Genomic DNA, 16,969 nt, shown 5'->3' on the forward strand with positions numbered 1-16,969 from the left:
ATGTCGCTGCGCGAGCGGAAGAAGGCCGAGACGAGGCAGCGCATCGCCGACCGGGCCACGGTCCTGTTCGCGACGCGCGGGTTCGACAACGTCACGATCGCGGAGATCGCCGAGGCGGCGGACGTGTCGAAGGTGACGGTCTTCAACTACTTCCCGCGCAAGGAGGACATGTTCTTCGACCGCTTCCCGCAGGTCACCGAGCTGATCACGAACGCGGTACGCGGCGGAGGAAACCCGGTGACCGCGATGCGCGACCTGCTGGTCGATCTCGCGCGGCGCCGGCACCCGATCGCCGGGCTGGCGGACCGCTACCGGGCCTTCTGGCGCACGGTGCTGGCATCCGCGGCGCTGCGCGCACGGGCACGGGAGGCGGTCGACGAGTTCACGGAGCTGCTGGCGGACCTGATCGCCGAGCGCGGCGACGACCCGAACCCGCCACTGACGGCGGCGGTGGTGATGGCGGCCTGCCGCGCGGTGTTCGTCACCCACGCGGCGCGCGTGCTCGCGGGCGAACCGGCGGCGGACGTCACGCCGGAGTACGTCGCCGCCCTGGAGGCGGCCTTCGACCGGCTGGCGGACGGTTGGTCATGACGTTCAGGCGGGACGGGCGCCGCTCCATCACCGTCGCGGCGGGCCCGCGGTTCGTGCTGGTCCACCGCGCTTCCGCGGCGGGTTGACCTCCACCTTGGTCGATGTTCGACGATCCCGTCATGGGCGAGAACTCAGCGGTGACGGTCGTCGGCACGGGAGCGATCGGCAGTGCGGTGGTGCGCCTGCTGCTGCGCGGCGGGTACGACGTGACGGTGTGGAACCGGACCGCCGGTCGCGCGGCCGGGCTGGTCGCCGAGGGCGCGGTGCGGGTCGGGTCGGTCCAGGAGGCGGTGTCGGCCGGTCCGCTGGTCCTGGTGACCCTCAAGGACCACGCGGCGGTGCGGCAGGTCCTCGCGCAGGCGGACCTGTCCGGGCGGACGGTCGTCGGGATGTACACCGGCACCGCCGAGCAGGCACGGCAGACCGCGGCGCAGGTCGCGGACCTGGGCGGACAGTACCTCGACGCGGGCGTCCAGGCGTCACCCGAGTCGCTCGGCACCGCGACGATCGGCTACAGCGGCTCGCGGTCCGCGTTCGACCGGCACCGGGCGGTGTTGGACCTGCTCGGCACGCCCCGCTTCGTCGGGGAGGCCCCGGACGCGGCCGCGATCTGGGACCTCACGCTGTTCGGCCTCTGGTACGACGCGCAGCTGGGGCTGCTGCGGGCACTCGACGCGGTGCGCGCGGCGGGCATCGACCTGGCGGAGTTCGCCGGCACCGCGAGCACCCAGCTCGGCCACGTGCTGTCCGCGGTGCCCGCCACCGTCGCGGAGCTGCGGCAGGCCACGTACCCACCGGGCCCGGCGACCCTGGCCGAGCACCTGACGGTCGTCGGCCACCTCATCGACGCGCGGGCGGACAGTCCCGTCGGCGCGGGCGGCCTGCCCGAGGTGGCGGCGCGGATCAAGGCCCTGATCGCGGACGGCCACGACGACGAGGGCCTGACCGCCACCATCGGGTGAGGACGTCAGAAACCGCGGAACACACCGTCCTCGCCCGCGGCGGCGGTGAAGTCCGACCAGTCCATGTTCCCCAGGTTGATGTTGTTCTCGACGCTCCACAACGCGGCGGGCACCACCCGGAACGGCGGGTGCTCGTGCCGGGCACCCGCACCGTGCACCCACACCGCGAGGATCGGGTGCTCGGCGCGCGTGAGGGTCGCTTCGTCGGCGAGGAAGGACACGAGCGGCCCGGTCTGCTGCTTCGCCGTCAGCGCGTCGACGCCCAGCCCCGCGAACACCGGGTCGTCCACCGGGGTGACGCCTGCCAGGAAGCCGTCCGCGCTGGGCGTCCGGACTTCCGACAGCAGGGCGTCCCACGCCGCGTCGTCACCGAACCACGTGCGGACCAGGACGGAAACGTTCGGCAGCTCGGTCATGCCGCGACGATATCGGCGCGCTCACCGGACCGTCCGCTCGCTGTGCCGCGGTCCGAGGACGGAGAGGAGCCGCAGCTTCTCGTGGCTCTCGCTGCCCGGCACCGCGGTGTAGACGAGCAGCATGTGCGACTGGTCCGGGTCGAGCAGCGTCTGGCACGTGACCTCCAGGTGGCCCACCTCGGGGTGCACGTACCGCTTGACCCCGTCGTGGTGCACACCGATCTCGTGTTCCTGCCAGATGGCGCGGAACTCGGCGCAGTCGTCGAGCAGGAGGTCCAGCAGCCGGGCCGCCCGGGAGCCGGGGCCGCGGAGCGTGACCATCTTCCGCAGCCCGGCGACGAACACGCGTGAGTGCAGCCCGTGGTCGTCCGGGTGGTACCGGGCGCGCGTCGCCGGGTCGGTGAACCAGCGGTAGCCGATGCTGCGGGCCGGGCCGGTGTACCGGGTGGTGTCGCCGGTGAGGGCGACGCCGAGCGGGGTCTGCCGGAGCGTCTCGCCGAGTTCGGTGACGATCTCCGCGGGGGTGTCGGTGAGCCGGTCGAAGATCCGGAGCATGCCGGGGCTGATGTGCTCGCTGGTCGCGCCCCGCGCGGGCGGGTGGTGCCCGGCGAGGCGGAACAGGTGGTCGCGTTCGTCCAGCGACAGGTGCAGGCCCTGCGCGATCGAGGCGATCATGCTCTCCGACGGGTGCGGGCCGCGTTCCCGCTCGAGCCTGCTGTAGTAGTCGGTGGAGATGTGGCACAGCACGGCCACCTCCTCGCGGCGCAGCCCCGCGGTCCTGCGCCGGTGCCCGCGCGGGAGACCGACGTCCTCCGGCTGGAGCGACTCCCGGCGGCTGCGCAGGAACCCGGCGAGCCCGGCTCGATCGATCACGGCTGCTCCCTCCTGGTCCAGCGCCGTTCAGTCTGCCGTCGCCGGACGACGGCTGCCTGGGATCGCCGATCCCCCCTTTCGTGGTCACCGGATCGCGTAACGCAGCAGCACGACACCGTTGGTGAAACCGGTGGCCTCGACCAGCTCCATGGCGCGCCGGTCCGCGAAGAGGCGGGTGCCCCTGCCGCGCGACACCGGGCAGACCAGCATCCGCACCTCGTCGACGACGCCGGCCGCCAGCAGGGCCCGCATGAGTGTCAGGCTCCCCCACAGCCAGATGTCCTTGCCGTCCTGCGCCTTGAGTTCCCGGACGGTGGCGACCGGGTCGCGCGTGACGGTCGCGGCGGGGAAGTCGCCCCACGGCGCGTCGTCGAGCTTCGACGAGGCGACGAACTTGGTGAGGTCGTTGAGCTTCCGGCCGTACTCGCCCTGCTCCTCGGCGTACGGCCAGTAGTCCCTGGTCTGCGCGTAGGTGTGCGCGCCGAGGACGAGCGTGTCGACCGAGTCGATGAGCCCCATGACGCTCGCCTTGAACGCCGGGTCGGTCCGCTCGGAGAACGGCTCCCCCGGCACGAAGCCGAGCCCGCCGTCCTCCTCGGCGGCGATGTTGTCGACGGTGACCCACTGCTGAACCACGAGCTTGCGCACGGTCTCCTCCTCGGACAGCCGGTGTGCGATGACACCCCGGGGACGGAGCCACGTGCCGAGCTTCGACAGGCTCTACTGTGACCTACGGCACAGTCGAGGTCAGGCACTCGTCGATCAGCGCGGTACCGCGATCCGGGCCGCGCCGTCAGCCGCCTCAGTCGGCGAGGAGGTCCCGGAGCAGTTCCGCACCCCGCGGCCACGGGCCGAAACCCGCGTCGACGTTGACGTGGCCCGCGTCGCCGAGGTCGACGAACCGGGCGCCCCACTGCTCGGCGAGGGCGCGGCACACGTCGAGGTCCGCCCACGGGTCGGTGCGACTCGCCGCCAGGACGGCCGGGAACGGCAACGGGGCCGTCGCGGGCGGTCCGAAGCCGCCGATCGGTGCGCCGCGGGCCGCCGAGGCAGCGATGTCGGGTGGCGCCACCAACAGCGCCGCGCGGACGCGGCCGTCGGCGCGGGGTGCCCAGTGGGCGACGGTGTGGCAGCCGAGGCTGTGGGCGACGAGCACGACCGGTCCCGTCGCCCGCCGCACGGTCTCGTCCAGTGCGGCGACCCACTCGTCGCGGTCCGGCTGGTCCCAGTCCCGCTGCTCGACCCGGACGGCACCCGGCCGCTCCCGCAGCCACCGGGACTGCCAGTGATCCGGCCCGGACCCGCCCAGCCCCGGCACGACGATCATGTTCGCCATGCCGGAGACAGTAGCTGTCGAATCGCGCCCCGCCCGTTCGTAGCGGAGGTGAGGGACCGGCGACGGCCCGGTCCACCACCCGAGGAGCACACCGTGACCGCTACCTACACCTTCGACGTCTTCACCACCCTCGACGGCTTCGGCTCCCACCGCGGCGACTGGGGCGGCTACTGGGGCAAGCAGGGCCCCGAACTGCTCGCGCACCGCCGCGACCTGTACGCCCAGGAGCAGCGGATGGTCTTCGGGGCCACCACGTTCTCGGCGAACACCCGGATGCTGACGCCGGACACCGTGGCGGCCGGCGCCCTCGACGCGTGGGTCACCCGGATGCGGGACCTGCCCGCCACCGTGGTGTCGTCCACGCTGCGCGGCCCGTTCGACTGGCCGGACGCGACCGTCGTCAGCGGCGACGCCGTCGACGTCGTCGCCCGGCTCAAGGCGGAGTCCGACGTGCCGCTGCGCTCGCACGGCAGCCTGTCGCTGAACCGGGCGCTGATGGCCGCGGGCCTGGTCGACCGCGTCGAGGTGACGCTCTTCCCCGTGATCAGCGGCCGGACCGGCGTGTCCCCGGTCTTCGGCGGCGCCGACGACTTCGACCTCGAGCTGCTCGAAGCCAGGACGGTCGACGGCGCCACCCAGGTGCTCGTCTACCGGCCGGCACCGCACCGCTGACCCGTGTCAGCGGGCGTGTCAGCGGTGTGGCGGGGGCGTGGCAGCGCGGGTCGCGATGGTGGTCCCACCACACAGGAACACCACCGCAAGGGGAGACTGACATGCCTGCTTTCGCCACCTCCGGGCCGATCACCGCCGCCGTCACCACCGCCGGCGCCCGGGTCCGCGTCACCGCGAGCGCGCGGCCGGACGCCGTGGTGCTGGTCGAGCCCCTCGACGGCACCAGCAAGTCCGACGTGAAGGTCGCCGAGCGCACCGAGGTCGCCCTCACCGACGGCGTGCTGTCGATCACGACCACCAAGCCGGGCGACAAGAAGGGGTCGGTCGCCATCACGGTCGAGCTGCCCGCCGGGTCCGGCCTGGTCCTGCACACGGCGTGGACGGACGTCGACGTCAGCGGCCCGCTCGGCGACTGCGAGCTGCACCTCGGGTCGGGCAGCGTGCACCTCGACCGGATCGGCGCGCTGCGGGCGAACCTCGCGGCCGGGGACGTCGCCGTCCGGCACGTCACCGGCGCCGCCGACATCGACGGCGGCACGGCCGCACTGCGGATCGGCACCGCCGAGGGCACCGTCCGGTACCAGGGCTCGACCGGCGCGGTCCGGATCGGCCACGCCATGGCCGACGTCGAGCTGGGTGGGTCCGGCGGCCGCCTCGACATCGACCGGGCCGACGGCAACGTCACCGCCAAGGCCGCGCACTGCCCCATCCGGGTCGGCCGGATGACCCGCGGTCACGCCGAGCTGGTGAACGCCGCGGGCGGCATCGAGGTCGGGGTCGGCGACACCACCGCCGCCTCGGTGGACGCCGACAGCACGAAGGGGACCGTCCGCAACTCGCTGCCCGCGCCTGCGCGGGCCGAGAACACGGTCACCATCCACGCCCGCACCCGGCGCGACGACATCGTCATCCAGCCCGCGGCCGTGTGACCGGCTGACCGCGGTGGCGCACCCCGGCGCCGCCGCGGTCAGTCTTCCGGCGTCTGCGCCACCATCGCGAACACGCGGTGCGGCACCGGCATCGGGTCGGCCGGGAACCGCTCGCGCAGCACCCGTGCCAGGTCCTCGTCGAACGCCGCCACCCGGTCGGCGGGGAGGCTGGCGCCGACGCCGTTCGAGCTGCGCATCCGGCCGCGCCACGCCTCGTGCGTGTACGGGACGTCGACGTCGAACGTGAACGTCCGCAACCCGGTGAAGCCGGTGAGGTCCGCCGCCCACTCCTCGTGCGTGCCCGGGCTGCCCGCCATCGGCCAGCCCGGGTTGTACTCGAGGACCAGCTCCTCGCTCGCCGCGCACACGTTGCCCGGCGCGAGCACGTAGTCGCGGCTGCACAGCACGACCGTGCCGCCCGGCACCAGCAGCCTGCGCACCTCCTCGGCCGCGCGTGGCGCGTCGAACCAGTGCCAGCAGTGCGCGGCCGTGACCACGTCCCACGCCCCGGCCGGCAGGCCCGTGTTCTCCGCGGGCGCCACCCGGTAGGCCACGTCGACGCCCGCTTCCGCGTCCAGCGCGCGGGCCTGGTCGAGCAGTTCCGGCGCGACGTCCACGCCGGTCACCACGCACCCGGCGGCCGCGAGCTCCCGCGCCAGCACGCCCGTGCCGGTGCCGAGGTCGGCGATCCGCTGACCGGGCAGGCCGACGCCGAGCGCGGTGAGGCGGTCGAAGAACTCGGGCGGGAACCCGGCCCGGTAGCGGGCGTAGTCGGCGGCGGTGGGTCCGAAGTCGACGGTCACGGCACACGCCCCTGCGCGGCCATCACCGCGTCACCGTGGTGTTGCGCCCAGCGCTTCGAGGAGGCCGGGCAGCCGCTCGGGCCCGTGCCGCAACGCCCACAGCACCACCCCGTGCCACGTGTGGCGAGCAGGTCCAGTGCCATGCGGGCACGGCAGTCGGCCAGGAACTCCATGTCACTCACCGATCGGTAGGCATCAGCGCTTCCACCGTCCTTCCTAACAGAAGGAGGACGGATGCGAATCGGGATCTTGGGCACAGGCAACATGGCGAGGGGCACGAGGTGCTGACCGGCGGGCGGCGGGGACCGGTTTCCCTTGCGGAGGCTGGGGAAAGTTCGGACCGGCCGTGGTGCTGGCGGTGCCCGCCGCGGTGGAGGTGCTGGCGCACGTGCCGCCGGGCGCGACGGTGGTCGACTGCACGAACGAGGTGACGCCCGGTTTCGGCGTCGGCCACCCGTACGCCCGGATCTGGCCGTGGTGAAGGGGTTCAACCTGCCACGAGAGCGTGTGGCGGCTGCCGTCGCGGACCTTCGGCGGGCGGACCCTGTCCGTGCCGCTGTGCGGGCCGGCCGGCGACGTGGCGACCATGCGGCCGCTGGTCACCGACCTGGGGTGCACGCCGGTCGACGGCGGTGGCCCGGAGCGCGCCGCGCTGCTGGAGGCCGCCGCCGCGTTCGCGATCGGGCTGTGGTTCGGCGGCGCGGACGCGATGACGCTGCTCGGGTGGGGTGTGGGCGGGATCGTCGGCGGTGTCGTCGGCGGACTACCTCGGGCGCAGGCGCGTGCTGCTGCTGTCGATCACGCTGTACTCGATCTTCACCGGGCTGTCCGCGTTCGCGTGGAACTGGGAGTCGTTCCTGGTGCTGCGGCTGCTGACGGGGGTCACGCTCGGTTCCGAGTGGTGTTCAAAGCGGCGCGGTTCGCCGCGTTCCTCGGCCCGCTCCTGGCGGGCACGATCATCGCGACGTTCGGCGGCTACAGCACGGCCGCGACGGTGCTGGGCCTCATCTACGTGGCCGGCATGCTGGTGGTGCCGTTCTGCCCGGAGACGCGAGGGCGCGCGTTACCGGAATGAGCTGGTCACTCAGCGAATTTCGAGTGATTCACCGGCATATCTCGTGCGAAGCTGCCTACCCTCCGGACACTTCGGTGTTGTACCGCACGGACAGGAGAGCACTGTGCGCAGAAACCAGTTCCGGGCAGCATGCCCCGGCATCGGATGGGAACGCGAACAACAACGCAAACCGACGACGATCGGCGGTCGTTCCGTGCGCTGGCAGGTCACTCCCGTCGAGGACCAGGCGCCGGTGGCCGATCCGCAGGACGAGGACACCGTCATCGTCCGGGGTACCGACTGACGGGTTCCGCCGGGCTGTGGATGGTTCGCCCGGTTTTGTCGGTGGTGGCTTGTAGGCTGGATTCCGGGGGGCCGGAGGCCGCGGTTGATCTTGCCGACCTTGGCTAGGGTTGGCGTTTGCGCTGCTTGAGGCGCTGCCCGCTTCGGTGCGGGCACTGCTTGAGGTGCTGGCCTGTTTGAGTGCGGGCACTGCTTGAGGCGCTGGCCCGCTTGAGTGCGGGCGCTGTCTGGGAGCGGGCGCTGCCTGGGAGCGGGCATCGCTTGGGTGCGAGCGCTGCCTGAATGCAGGCGCCGCTGGGTGCGAGCGCTGCCTGAATGCAGGCGCCGCTGGGTGCGGACGCCGCCTGAGTGCAGGCGCCGCTTGAGTGCGGGCGCTACTTGGGTGCAGGCGCCGCTGGGTGCGGACGCTGCCTGGGAGCAGGCGCCGCTTGGATGCAGGCGTCGCTTGGCTGCAGGCGCCTCCTGAGTGCGGGCGCTGCTCGCCCCCAACCGCCGCTGACCTGCCCACACACACCACCCAGCCCCGCCCGGCGAAACTCGTCCGAAAAAGATCCGGGCCTGATGTCGAGATCGCGTTCCCAGGTTCGACGTGTTGGTGAGAAGCCACCACGAAGGACACGGAGCAGGGATCATGAACGACACGGGCACCACCACACTGGCGGGGCGGCGGGAGTGGATCGGGCTGGCGGTGCTCGCGCTGCCGACGTTGCTGCTCTCGCTGGACATGAGCGTGTTGCACCTCGCGGTGCCGCACCTCGCCGCTGATCTGCGGCCCAGCAGCACCGAGCTGCTGTGGATCATCGACATCTACGGGTTCATGGTCGCCGGGTTCCTGGTCACCATGGGCACGCTCGGTGACCGGATCGGGCGGCGGAAGCTGTTGATGTTCGGCGGCAGCGCGTTCGGGCTGGCGTCGATCCTCGCGGCGTTCTCCACCAGTCCGGAAATGCTGATCGCGGCGCGGGCCGTGCTCGGGATCGCCGGGGCCACGCTCATGCCGTCGACCCTCGCGCTGATCAGCAACATGTTCACCGACGCGCGTCAGCGCGGGGTGGCGATCGCCGTCTGGATGAGCTGCTTCATGGGTGGCATGGTGATCGGCCCGCTCGTCGGTGGTCTCCTGCTGGAAATCGCCTGGTGGGGTGCTGTCTTCCTGCTCGCGGTGCCGGTCATGCTGCTGCTGCTCGCCACCGCCCCCAAGCTGCTGCCCGAGTACCGCGACGAGCAGGCAGGCCGCCTGGACCTCGTCAGCGTCGTCCTCTCGCTCGGTGCCGTCCTGCCCGTCGTGTTCGCGCTGAAGGAGTTCGCCAAGGACGGGGTGTCCGCCGGCACGCTGCTGGTGCTGGGTGCCGGGCTGGCCGTCGGTGTCGCGTTCGTGCGGCGGCAGCGGGCGCTGGCCGACCCGATGCTGGATCTGAGCCTGTTCCGGAACCGGAAGTTCACGGCCGCGCTGAGCATCATGTCCGTCGGCGCGCTGATCATGGGTGGCGTGTTCCTGCTGGTCAGCCAGTACCTGCAGCTCGTCGCCGGGCTGTCGGCGGTCGAGGCCGGCGCGGTGCTGGTGCCGCAGGCGCTGGCCGTGGTCGCCGGGTCGCTGATCGCGCCGCGGCTGGCCCGCCGCGTCCGGCCCGAGTTCGTGCTCGGCTTCGGGATGATCGTCGCCGCCGGTGGGTTCGTGCTGTTCACGCAGGCCGGGGTCGACGGGGTCGTGCTGGTCGTGCTCGGCATGTCGATCGCGTCGTTCGGGATGGGGCCGCAGGGCGTCCTGTGCACCGAGATGGTCATCGGGTCGGTGCCCGCCCGCCGCGCCGGGGCCGCGTCCGCCATGTCGGAGACCACCGGCGAGTTCGGCATCGCCATGGGCATCGCGTTGTTCGGCAGCATCGGCACCGCCGTGTACCGCGACGGGCTGACCCTGCCCGCGAACCTGCCTGCCGGCCCCGCCGCCGAGGCGAGCGAGAGCCTGGCCGGCGCCACCACCGCGGCCGCCGGTATGGACCAGCGGGCCGCCGCGGAGCTGCTCGACTCGGCACGCGAGGCGTTCACCAGCGGCCTGCACACGGTCGCGACGATCGGCGGGATCGTCGTGGTGGCGTTCGCGGTGATCGGCATGATCGTCCTGCGCAAGTCCGGCACCCCGCGGCCCGAGACGACGCCCGAGGCGGCACCGGAGCCCGCCCTGGTCGCCTGACACCTCGCGAGTCACGCTCGCAGGCACCCCGAGTTGGTGGTTTCGTGCAGGTCGATCTGCACGAAACCACCAACTCGGTATGTGCGAGAGCGTGACTCGCGAGGTGTCAGAGCCAGCCTCGGTTCGCGGCTTGTACGCCGGCCTGGAAGCGGGTGGTGGCGCCCAGCCGGTCGAGCAGCGCGGTGATCCGGCGGACCACCGTCCGCCGGGACAGTTGCAGCCGCCGGGCGATCGCCTCGTCGGTCAGCCCGGCGGCCATCAGCGTGATGATCGTGCGGTCCCGTTCGGACAGCCGCACGGACGGCTCGGCCGCCGTCACCGGCACGCCGAGTGTCCACAATGTCTCGAACAGCCCGCAGAGCGCGTTGAGCAGGCCGGACGTGTGCACGAGCAGCGAACCCGCCACGCCCGCCCGCGCCGGTTCCGGCACCAGCAGCGCGGTGTGGTCGTCAGCGATGAGGAGCTTCACCGGCAGGTCGGCGAGCACCCGGGCGTCCTCCCCCGCCTCGATCATGCGGGTCATGCTCGCGAACAGGTTCGTGTCGTCGTACACGGCCTGGTGGTACAGCGTCCGGTAGGCCACGCCGTCCGCCATGCGCCTGGCCTGCAACGACTCCTGCGCCGCGAACCGGTCCGGCGTGCTGCGGTAGGGCGGGCGGTCGAGCCAGCGGATCCGTTCCCGCGCCCGCTCCTGCACCCGCTCGGTGAGCGCGAACAGCTCGCCGATGTCCGCGACCGGTTCCACGTCCGTGGTGGGGCTCGCGGCCAGCCGCCCCGCCTGGTACAGCTCGTCCAGCTCGGCACCGGCCCGCCACAGCGCGGTCCTGCGGGCCTCCTCGGCGCGCAGCACCTCCGACATCAGCCGCACCGGCGGTCTCGCCACCCACCCGTCGTCCGTGCACGCGGCCGCGCCGAGGTCGGCCAGCTCCCCCAGCACCCGCGCCGCGTCCGCGGTGGACAGTCCGGTCGCCGCCGCGATCGCGTCCACATCGGACAGGTGGTGGGCGGCGAGCGCCCGGTAGACGCGACCCTGGTCGCGCTCGGGGTCCAGCACGTCGAACACGGGCACCTCCGGCGTGGCTCAGTTGCGCTATGTCGCACGTGAGCCAGTGGACAGGTGTTGGCAATGATCGCATCACGCTGTCACGATCGGTGAGCAACGGAAATCCCAGACAGTTGGTTGATTCTTCACAGATCGGCCGACCCTGCCTGTCGAAGGAGATCCCCATGCGCAGGATCGCACTCGTCATGGCGGCACTCGCGGCCACCATGTTCACCGTCCCCGTCACGGCCGCCGCCGACGTGCACGTCCAAGGCGAGCACGTGCTGCGGGTCGACTACCAGGTCCAGGAGACCGGCTACTGGTGCGGCCCGGCCGCCACCAGGATCGCGCTGTCGGCCCGCGGCATCTACCGCAGCCAGGCGTCGCTCGCCGCCGAGCTGGGCACGCACACCGGCGGCACCGACTGGATCGGCCAGGTCACCCGCGTGCTGTCGGGTTACGTCGGCTGGTACGAGACCAAGGAGATGCCGAACGACCCGCCGACGCAGGCGCAGCGCGACCTGCTGTGGCGGGACATCGTGCTGAACATCGACAACAACTACCCGATCGTGGCGAACATCGTCGCGCCGCCCGGCAACCAGCCGCCCGGCTACCCGCCCAACCAGACGATCTACCACTACTTCACGGTCATCGGCTACAACGACGCCAACATGACCGTGCTGATCGCCGACCCGGCGTCGTTCAGCGGCAACCAGATCTACTGGCTCACGTTCAACCAGCTGGCGACGCTCATCCCGCCGAAGGGCTACAGCGCCTGACCGTCAGGGTGCGTGGATGGGCGTGTTGGTGGGCCTGCGCGGTGTCCCGGCCAGGAAGGCCAGCGCCAGCAGGCCCACCGCCAGGCCCAGGTGCAGCCAGTTGTCGGCCGCGTTGACCGGCACGACGTCCGCGTCGCGGGCCACCACCAGCCCGTACGCGAACAGCGCGACGTAGACCAGCCCGCCGCCGACCAGGAACACGCGGGCGCCGCGCGCGCTGGTGGCGAGCGCCAGCCCGGCCACGCCGAACGCGACGTGCAGCAGGTTGTGCAGGACCGACACCTGGAACACGCCGAACAGCTCGGCGGTCGACTCGTGGCCCGCGAACGTCATCCCGTCGTGGCCGGTGGTGGCCCACGGCAGGAAACCGAGCACGCCGACCAGCAGGAACACCGCCCCGGCGGCCGCCGACGCGAGCCTGCCCGGCTCGGGCGCGCCGAGCGGAGTGGTGGTCTCACCCATCTGCTGCTGACGTGGCATGGGACCGGCCTACCCGGCACGCGGAGGCCCAAACGGCGAGCTGCGCGTTCGGCCACACTGACGGGGAGCACGTCGCTCGCCCGCGTCAGGGCCGGGTGATGATGGTCGCGTGCACATCGCGGCAGAGATAGTGGCGCTCGTCGTGGCGGTCCTCGTCGTCACGACCGTCGCGCGCAGGCTGGACTGGTCGGCACCCCTGTGCCTGATCGGCGTGGGCGTCGTCGCGTCCTACATCCCCGGCGTTCCCGAATACCACCTGTCGGCCGAGCTGGTCCTGGTCGGGCTGCTGCCGCCGCTGCTGTACTCGGCGGCCATCCAGACGTCGCTGCTGGACTACCGGCGGTTGCGCGGCCCGATCGCGCTGCTGTCGGTGGGGCTCGTGGTGTTCACGGCGCTGGGCGTCGGGCTGGTCGCGTGGGCCGTGGTGCCCGGCCTGCCGCTGGCGGCGGGCATCGCGCTCGGCGCGGTCGTCGCGCCGCCCGACGCGGTGGCGGCCAGCGCGGTGGCGCGGCGCGTCGGCATGCCGCGCAAGCTGGTCCGGCTGCTCGAGGGCGAGAGCCTGTTCAACGACGCGGCGGCGCTGGTCGCGCTGCGCACGGCGATCGCGGCCATCGCCGGGTCCGTCACGCTCTGGCAGGTCGGCCTGGACTTCGTGCTCGCCGCGGTCGGCGGCGGGGTCGCCGGCCTCCTGGTCGGCGTCGCGGCCTCCTACCTGCGCAACCGGCTCCAGGACCTGGAGACCGACACCGTGCTGTCGTTCGCGGTGCCGTTCATCGCCTACCTGCTGGCCGAGGTGGTGCACGGGTCCGGGGTGCTCGCGGTGGTGGCGAGCGGCATCATCCTCGGCCACAAGTCGCCGACCATCCTGTCCGGGCAGGCGCGCCTGTCCAGCAAGCTGAACTGGCAGACCATCCAGTTCCTGCTGGAGAACACCGTGTTCCTGCTGATCGGGCTGCAGCTGCGCGGGATCGGCGAGGAGGTCGCCGACAGCAGCCTGTCCGGCGCCGCCATCGCGGGCATCTGCGCCGCGGTGCTCGGCGCGACGATCGTCACCCGCGTCCTGTGGCTGCTCGGCATCGGCACGATGAAACGCGTCGTGCGGAAGGTCCGCGGCAAGCGCGGGCACGCGTGGCCGTGGGGGTACTCGGCGGTGATCGCGTGGGCCGGGATGCGGGGCGTGGTGACGCTGGCCGCCGCGTTCGTCCTGCCCGCCGACACGCCCCAGCGCGCGGTGCTGGTGCTCGCCGCGTTCGTGGTGGTGGCGGGCACGCTCGTGCTGCAGGGCATGACGCTGCCCGCCCTGGTCCGCAAGTTGCGGCTGCCCCCGCCCGACCCGGCGGAGGACGCGCTGCAGGAGGCGGCCGTGCTCAACGACATGGGCAAGGTCGCGCTCGAACGGCTCGAGGAGATCCGCACGCCCGACGACCCGCCGGAGGTCATCGAACGGCTCCGGGACCGGCTGCGGGACCGCACCGACTCGGCGTGGGAGCAGCTCGGCAGGCAGAGCACGCTGGTCGAGACGCCCAGCGACGCCTACCGCAGGCTGCGGATCGAGTTGCTGAACACCGAGCGCGAGCAGGCGCTGAAGGCCCGCGACAGCGGTCAGGCCGACGACGTCGTGCTGCGCAGGATCCTGGAGCGGCTCGACATCGAGGAGTCGATGCTGGACCGCGACGACGACGCGCGGGTCGAGTCCGACCGCGAGCTGGCCACCCCGGCGGCCACCGCGGGTTCGTGCAAGCACCTGGCCCACCCGTGGCGGGAGGTGCGACCGAGCGCCACCGACGTCTGCGCCGCGTGCGTGGCGGAGGGCACCACGTGGGTGCATCTGCGGATGTGCCTGAAGTGCGGCAACGTCGCGTGCTGCGACTCGTCGCCGCGCAAGCACGCGGCGCGGCACTTCCACGACACGCGGCACCCGGTGATGCGCAGCTTCGAGCCGGGTGAGACGTGGCGGTGGTGCTATGTGGACAGTCAGCTCGGCTGACGGGGTGCGGAGGAAGCGATGAGAGACGACATCGACAGCGAGTCCGACCTGCTCGAGCCGGAGGACACGCTCATCGACCGGGGCGTGCGCGACGTGCTCGACGAGGGGTACTCGCCGGCGGAGAAGCCGTCGGACTTCTCCACCGAGCACGAGGCCCTCGAGGCCCGCCTGTCGCGCGAACTGCCCGAGGTGAAGGACGATGAGGGAGACGGCCTCGGCGACACCACCGACACCGACGGCGAACTGTACGACGACGAGGTCGGCGTCGAACGCTCCGGCCGCCTGGTCGCCGACGACGAGGGCGTCGACCCGGACATCGACGCGTACCTCTACGCACGCGACGTCGGCATCGACGGCGCGGCGGCCTCCTCGGAGGAAGCGGCGGTACACGTGATCCGCGACGACGAGTGAGGCGGGGCGGGCGTGCGGTGGGCGGAAGCGCGCAGCGCAGTCCGCGCAACGGGCGGAAGCGCGCAGCGCAGCCCGCGCAACGGGCGGAAGCGCGCAGCGCAGCCCGCGCAACGGGCGGAAGCGCGCAGCGCAGCCCACGCAACGGGCGGAAGCGCGCAGCGCAGCCCACGCAACGGGCGGAAGCGCGCAGCGCAGCCCACGCAACGGGCGGAAGCGCGCAGCGCAGCCCACGCAACGGGCAGGAGCGCGCAGCGGGCGCTGGTTGACCCATGGGGGCTCAGCGAGACCTGAGCGCGGGCTCGCGCCCGCAACGCGGGCCGGGCGCGCAGCGCTCGGGCCGCTGCCCGAACTTGGCATTCGAAACCCCGGACGGCCGCGCTTCGGCCAACGGGATGCCTTCCAAGAACAGACCGCAGGCTTGCGCCCGCGGCGCGGGCTGGGCGCGCAGCGCCCGACCTCACTACCTGACCCCGCAGCCGAAGGAAGAACTCACCCCAACGGCCGCGTTCCACCCACGGGTGCCTACCAGCCGCAGAGCGCAGGCTTCCGCCTGCTACGAGGGCCGGGCACGCAGCGCCGGGCCTCACTACCCAACCCCGCATCCGAAGGAAAGAACTCACCCCGAACGGCCACACCTCGACCTACGGGTGCCTTCCAACCGCGTAGCGGGCCGGGCGCGCAGCGCCCGGCCTCCGAACCCGCAACCGAATCCCGAACCGGACCGCGTCCACCCCGACAGCAGAGCGTAGGCACGCCCGCGGCGCGGCCCGGGCGCGCAGCGCCCGGGCCGCCCAAACGCCGCGGATGCATACCCACAAACCTGCCCCAAGGCGAGCACCCCCACAACGGCGGGCCGGGCCGCCTCCCGCTGGGGCACCAGCCCGGAGCGGCCCAGGTCAGTCCCTCGCTAAGCAGCTCGGGACGCGGCGGACACCTCCGGTTTCTCCTCCGGCAGCGGCGCCAGCAACGGCCCCGCCTTCGCGAGCGTCTCCCCCGCCGCCCGCAGGCGTTCCGCGATCCGGTCCCGCTGGTCGCGCAAGCGCAGCACCTGTTCCCTCGCCTGTGTCACCAGCCGGTCTGCCCGTTCGGTCGCCTCCCGTACCAGCCGGTCCGCCTCCGCGGTCGCGTCCCGGACCAAACGTTCCGCCTCCGCGGTGGCCGTCGCGCGCTGCTCGGACAGTGCGCGCATCTCCTCCTCGCGCCGGGCCTTCATGGCCAGCTCGAAGTCGGTCTGGATCTGGTCTCGCAGGGCCGCCGCCTGTTCGTCCAGCTCGCGGCGCCGGCGTTCCGCGTCCCTCGACTGCTGTTCGAGCCGGGCCACCAGGTCGCGGTGTTCGGTGTCCACGTCACGCCTGCGCCGGTCCGCCTCCTCGACGAGGTACTCGGCGCGCCGGTGCAGGCGGGCCGCCGACTCCTCGGCGGTCACGCGGGTCTGCTCGGCGGTGGCGCGGGCACGGGTGACGATCTCGTCGGCCTCCGCGCGCGCGAGTTCCACCATGCGCCGCATGCGGTCGGTGAGTGCCGCCGGGTCCGCCGGGGTGCGGGCCGCGCGATCGAGTTTTCCGTGCAGCTCCTGGATTTCCGCGCGGGCGGCCTCCAGCTGGGCCGCCAGCGCGTCGGCTCGCCGGGTGGCCGCGTCCCGGTCGACGGCGAGGAGGCGCAGTTCCTCCTCCACCCGTTCGACATAGGCCGCCACCTGGCCACGTTCATATCCACGCCACACCACGTCGAAGTCAGTGTGCAGCGGCACCAACTCGTCGCGGGTGTCCAGGGCCGACACGTGCGCTCACCGTCCTTTCGCAGTCCGCTCTCACTGGTACTACGAACACGCGGCGCCGTCGGTTCCCGGCGATGGATCACACCGCGCCGACGGTGACCTTCCACCCGCGCAGGAAACGGTCCCTGGTCACGTCGAGCTGGGTGTACGGGTCGCCCGCGACGATTTTCTCCGCCGCCGCAACGTCTTCCGCGTTCAGCAGGATCGCGCCGCCCGAGCCGTCCTCGTACGGGCCGGCGGCCACGAGCGCACCGTCCTCGCGCAACTTGTTCAGGTACGCGACGTGGTCGTCGCGCCGCTGGGCGCGCAGGTCGGTCTCGTTGTAGCCGTAGGTCAGCAGGAACAGAGCCACCGGTTTTCTCC

20 protein-coding genes are annotated in these 16,969 nt (G+C 72.5%); 11 read left to right on the forward strand and 9 right to left on the reverse strand.

The window, feature by feature from the left end; genetic code table 11:
* A complete protein-coding gene (locus tag ACYQ77_RS18405; protein WP_459712858.1) occupies window positions 1-591 on the forward strand; it encodes a TetR/AcrR family transcriptional regulator in 591 nt (196 codons plus the stop codon).
* A 119-nt stretch (window positions 592-710) separates the two neighbouring features.
* Window positions 711-1,553, forward strand: a complete 843-nt coding sequence (locus tag ACYQ77_RS18410; protein WP_459712860.1) for an NAD(P)-dependent oxidoreductase — start codon at window positions 711-713, stop codon at window positions 1,551-1,553.
* Between the two features lie 5 nt (window positions 1,554-1,558).
* Here ACYQ77_RS18410 and ACYQ77_RS18415 read toward each other — a convergent pair whose 3' ends face one another.
* The 4 genes from ACYQ77_RS18415 to ACYQ77_RS18430 all read right to left on the reverse strand — a co-directional run bounded on the left by ACYQ77_RS18415 (window position 1,559) and on the right by ACYQ77_RS18430 (window position 4,178).
* Complete coding sequence (locus ACYQ77_RS18415; RefSeq protein WP_459712862.1) at window positions 1,559-1,969, reverse strand: DUF6924 domain-containing protein; 411 nt, start codon at window positions 1,967-1,969, stop codon at window positions 1,559-1,561.
* 21 nt (window positions 1,970-1,990) lie between these two features.
* The gene (locus ACYQ77_RS18420) at window positions 1,991-2,842 is read right to left on the reverse strand and encodes a helix-turn-helix transcriptional regulator (protein WP_459712864.1); all 852 of its coding nucleotides are present in this window, start codon (window positions 2,840-2,842) and stop codon (window positions 1,991-1,993) included.
* Window positions 2,843-2,926: 84 nt separating this feature from the next.
* Window positions 2,927-3,490: a dihydrofolate reductase family protein gene (locus ACYQ77_RS18425; protein ID WP_459712867.1), complete on the reverse strand. Its 564-nt coding sequence runs from the start codon at window positions 3,488-3,490 to the stop codon at window positions 2,927-2,929.
* Window positions 3,491-3,644: 154 nt separating this feature from the next.
* Window positions 3,645-4,178 carry an RBBP9/YdeN family alpha/beta hydrolase gene (locus ACYQ77_RS18430; RefSeq protein ID WP_459712869.1) on the reverse strand — a complete coding sequence of 178 codons (534 nt, stop codon included), beginning with the start codon at window positions 4,176-4,178 and terminating at the stop codon, window positions 3,645-3,647.
* Between the two features lie 93 nt (window positions 4,179-4,271).
* Here ACYQ77_RS18430 and ACYQ77_RS18435 point away from each other — a divergent pair, with 93 nt between their 5' ends.
* Both ACYQ77_RS18435 and ACYQ77_RS18440 read left to right on the forward strand, forming a co-directional pair.
* Window positions 4,272-4,850, forward strand: coding sequence for a dihydrofolate reductase family protein (locus ACYQ77_RS18435; protein WP_459712871.1), 579 nt, complete (start codon window positions 4,272-4,274; stop codon window positions 4,848-4,850).
* 101 nt (window positions 4,851-4,951) lie between these two features.
* Window positions 4,952-5,779, forward strand: a complete 828-nt coding sequence (locus ACYQ77_RS18440; RefSeq protein WP_459712873.1) for a DUF4097 family beta strand repeat-containing protein — start codon at window positions 4,952-4,954, stop codon at window positions 5,777-5,779.
* 38 nt (window positions 5,780-5,817) lie between these two features.
* On the opposite strand, the gene ACYQ77_RS18445 is transcribed toward ACYQ77_RS18440, so the two are convergent.
* Window positions 5,818-6,582: a class I SAM-dependent methyltransferase gene (locus tag ACYQ77_RS18445; protein WP_459712875.1), complete on the reverse strand. Its 765-nt coding sequence runs from the start codon at window positions 6,580-6,582 to the stop codon at window positions 5,818-5,820.
* Between the two features lie 358 nt (window positions 6,583-6,940).
* Here ACYQ77_RS18445 and ACYQ77_RS18450 point away from each other — a divergent pair, with 358 nt between their 5' ends.
* From ACYQ77_RS18450 to ACYQ77_RS18465, 4 genes are all read left to right on the forward strand, one after another.
* A complete protein-coding gene (locus tag ACYQ77_RS18450) occupies window positions 6,941-7,063 on the forward strand; it encodes a hypothetical protein (protein ID WP_459712877.1) in 123 nt (40 codons plus the stop codon).
* A 24-nt stretch (window positions 7,064-7,087) separates the two neighbouring features.
* Window positions 7,088-7,657, forward strand: coding sequence for a hypothetical protein (locus ACYQ77_RS18455; protein WP_459712879.1), 570 nt, complete (start codon window positions 7,088-7,090; stop codon window positions 7,655-7,657).
* Between the two features lie 103 nt (window positions 7,658-7,760).
* Window positions 7,761-7,940 carry a hypothetical protein gene (locus ACYQ77_RS18460; protein WP_459712880.1) on the forward strand — a complete coding sequence of 60 codons (180 nt, stop codon included), beginning with the start codon at window positions 7,761-7,763 and terminating at the stop codon, window positions 7,938-7,940.
* Window positions 7,941-8,570: 630 nt separating this feature from the next.
* The gene (locus ACYQ77_RS18465) at window positions 8,571-10,130 is read left to right on the forward strand and encodes an MFS transporter (protein ID WP_459712882.1); all 1,560 of its coding nucleotides are present in this window, start codon (window positions 8,571-8,573) and stop codon (window positions 10,128-10,130) included.
* A gap of 106 nt (window positions 10,131-10,236) precedes the next feature.
* On the opposite strand, the gene ACYQ77_RS18470 is transcribed toward ACYQ77_RS18465, so the two are convergent.
* On the reverse strand, window positions 10,237-11,193 hold the full coding sequence (locus ACYQ77_RS18470; RefSeq protein WP_459712883.1) for a helix-turn-helix transcriptional regulator: 957 nt from the start codon (window positions 11,191-11,193) through the stop codon (window positions 10,237-10,239).
* A 164-nt stretch (window positions 11,194-11,357) separates the two neighbouring features.
* On the opposite strand from ACYQ77_RS18470, the gene ACYQ77_RS18475 reads away from it, so the two are divergent.
* Window positions 11,358-11,951 carry a C39 family peptidase gene (locus ACYQ77_RS18475; RefSeq protein ID WP_459712885.1) on the forward strand — a complete coding sequence of 198 codons (594 nt, stop codon included), beginning with the start codon at window positions 11,358-11,360 and terminating at the stop codon, window positions 11,949-11,951.
* Window positions 11,952-11,954: 3 nt separating this feature from the next.
* Here the strand turns inward: ACYQ77_RS18475 and ACYQ77_RS18480 are convergent, their stop codons facing one another.
* The gene (locus ACYQ77_RS18480) at window positions 11,955-12,431 is read right to left on the reverse strand and encodes a DUF4383 domain-containing protein (RefSeq protein ID WP_459712886.1); all 477 of its coding nucleotides are present in this window, start codon (window positions 12,429-12,431) and stop codon (window positions 11,955-11,957) included.
* A 109-nt stretch (window positions 12,432-12,540) separates the two neighbouring features.
* On the opposite strand from ACYQ77_RS18480, the gene ACYQ77_RS18485 reads away from it, so the two are divergent.
* The gene (locus tag ACYQ77_RS18485) at window positions 12,541-14,418 is read left to right on the forward strand and encodes a Na+/H+ antiporter (protein ID WP_459712889.1); all 1,878 of its coding nucleotides are present in this window, start codon (window positions 12,541-12,543) and stop codon (window positions 14,416-14,418) included.
* Between the two features lie 18 nt (window positions 14,419-14,436).
* Window positions 14,437-14,829, forward strand: a complete 393-nt coding sequence (locus ACYQ77_RS18490; protein WP_459712891.1) for a DUF5709 domain-containing protein — start codon at window positions 14,437-14,439, stop codon at window positions 14,827-14,829.
* A 907-nt stretch (window positions 14,830-15,736) separates the two neighbouring features.
* On the opposite strand, the gene ACYQ77_RS18495 is transcribed toward ACYQ77_RS18490, so the two are convergent.
* Both ACYQ77_RS18495 and ACYQ77_RS18500 read right to left on the reverse strand, forming a co-directional pair.
* A complete protein-coding gene (locus ACYQ77_RS18495; RefSeq protein ID WP_459712894.1) occupies window positions 15,737-16,609 on the reverse strand; it encodes a cellulose-binding protein in 873 nt (290 codons plus the stop codon).
* Window positions 16,610-16,685: 76 nt separating this feature from the next.
* A complete protein-coding gene (locus ACYQ77_RS18500; protein ID WP_459712896.1) occupies window positions 16,686-16,958 on the reverse strand; it encodes a YciI family protein in 273 nt (90 codons plus the stop codon).
* Window positions 16,959-16,969 lie beyond the last annotated feature (11 nt).

The sequence above is a fragment of the Actinophytocola sp. KF-1 genome (assembly GCF_054661535.1).

What these genes read in the sequence shown, in the direction of transcription:
- ACYQ77_RS18405 (WP_459712858.1), top strand. Translation starts at nt 1, where the DNA reads ATGTCGCTGCGCGAGCGGAAGAAGGCCGAGACGAGGCAGCGCATCGCC.
- ACYQ77_RS18410 (WP_459712860.1), top strand. Translation starts at nt 711, where the DNA reads ATGGGCGAGAACTCAGCGGTGACGGTCGTCGGCACGGGAGCGATCGGC.
- ACYQ77_RS18415 (WP_459712862.1), bottom strand. Translation starts at nt 1,969, where the DNA reads ATGACCGAGCTGCCGAACGTTTCCGTCCTGGTCCGCACGTGGTTCGGT.
- ACYQ77_RS18430 (WP_459712869.1), bottom strand. Translation starts at nt 4,178, where the DNA reads ATGGCGAACATGATCGTCGTGCCGGGGCTGGGCGGGTCCGGGCCGGAT.
- ACYQ77_RS18440 (WP_459712873.1), top strand. Translation starts at nt 4,952, where the DNA reads ATGCCTGCTTTCGCCACCTCCGGGCCGATCACCGCCGCCGTCACCACC.
- ACYQ77_RS18465 (WP_459712882.1), top strand. Translation starts at nt 8,571, where the DNA reads ATGAACGACACGGGCACCACCACACTGGCGGGGCGGCGGGAGTGGATC.
- ACYQ77_RS18475 (WP_459712885.1), top strand. Translation starts at nt 11,358, where the DNA reads ATGCGCAGGATCGCACTCGTCATGGCGGCACTCGCGGCCACCATGTTC.
- ACYQ77_RS18480 (WP_459712886.1), bottom strand. Translation starts at nt 12,431, where the DNA reads ATGCCACGTCAGCAGCAGATGGGTGAGACCACCACTCCGCTCGGCGCG.
- ACYQ77_RS18490 (WP_459712891.1), top strand. Translation starts at nt 14,437, where the DNA reads ATGAGAGACGACATCGACAGCGAGTCCGACCTGCTCGAGCCGGAGGAC.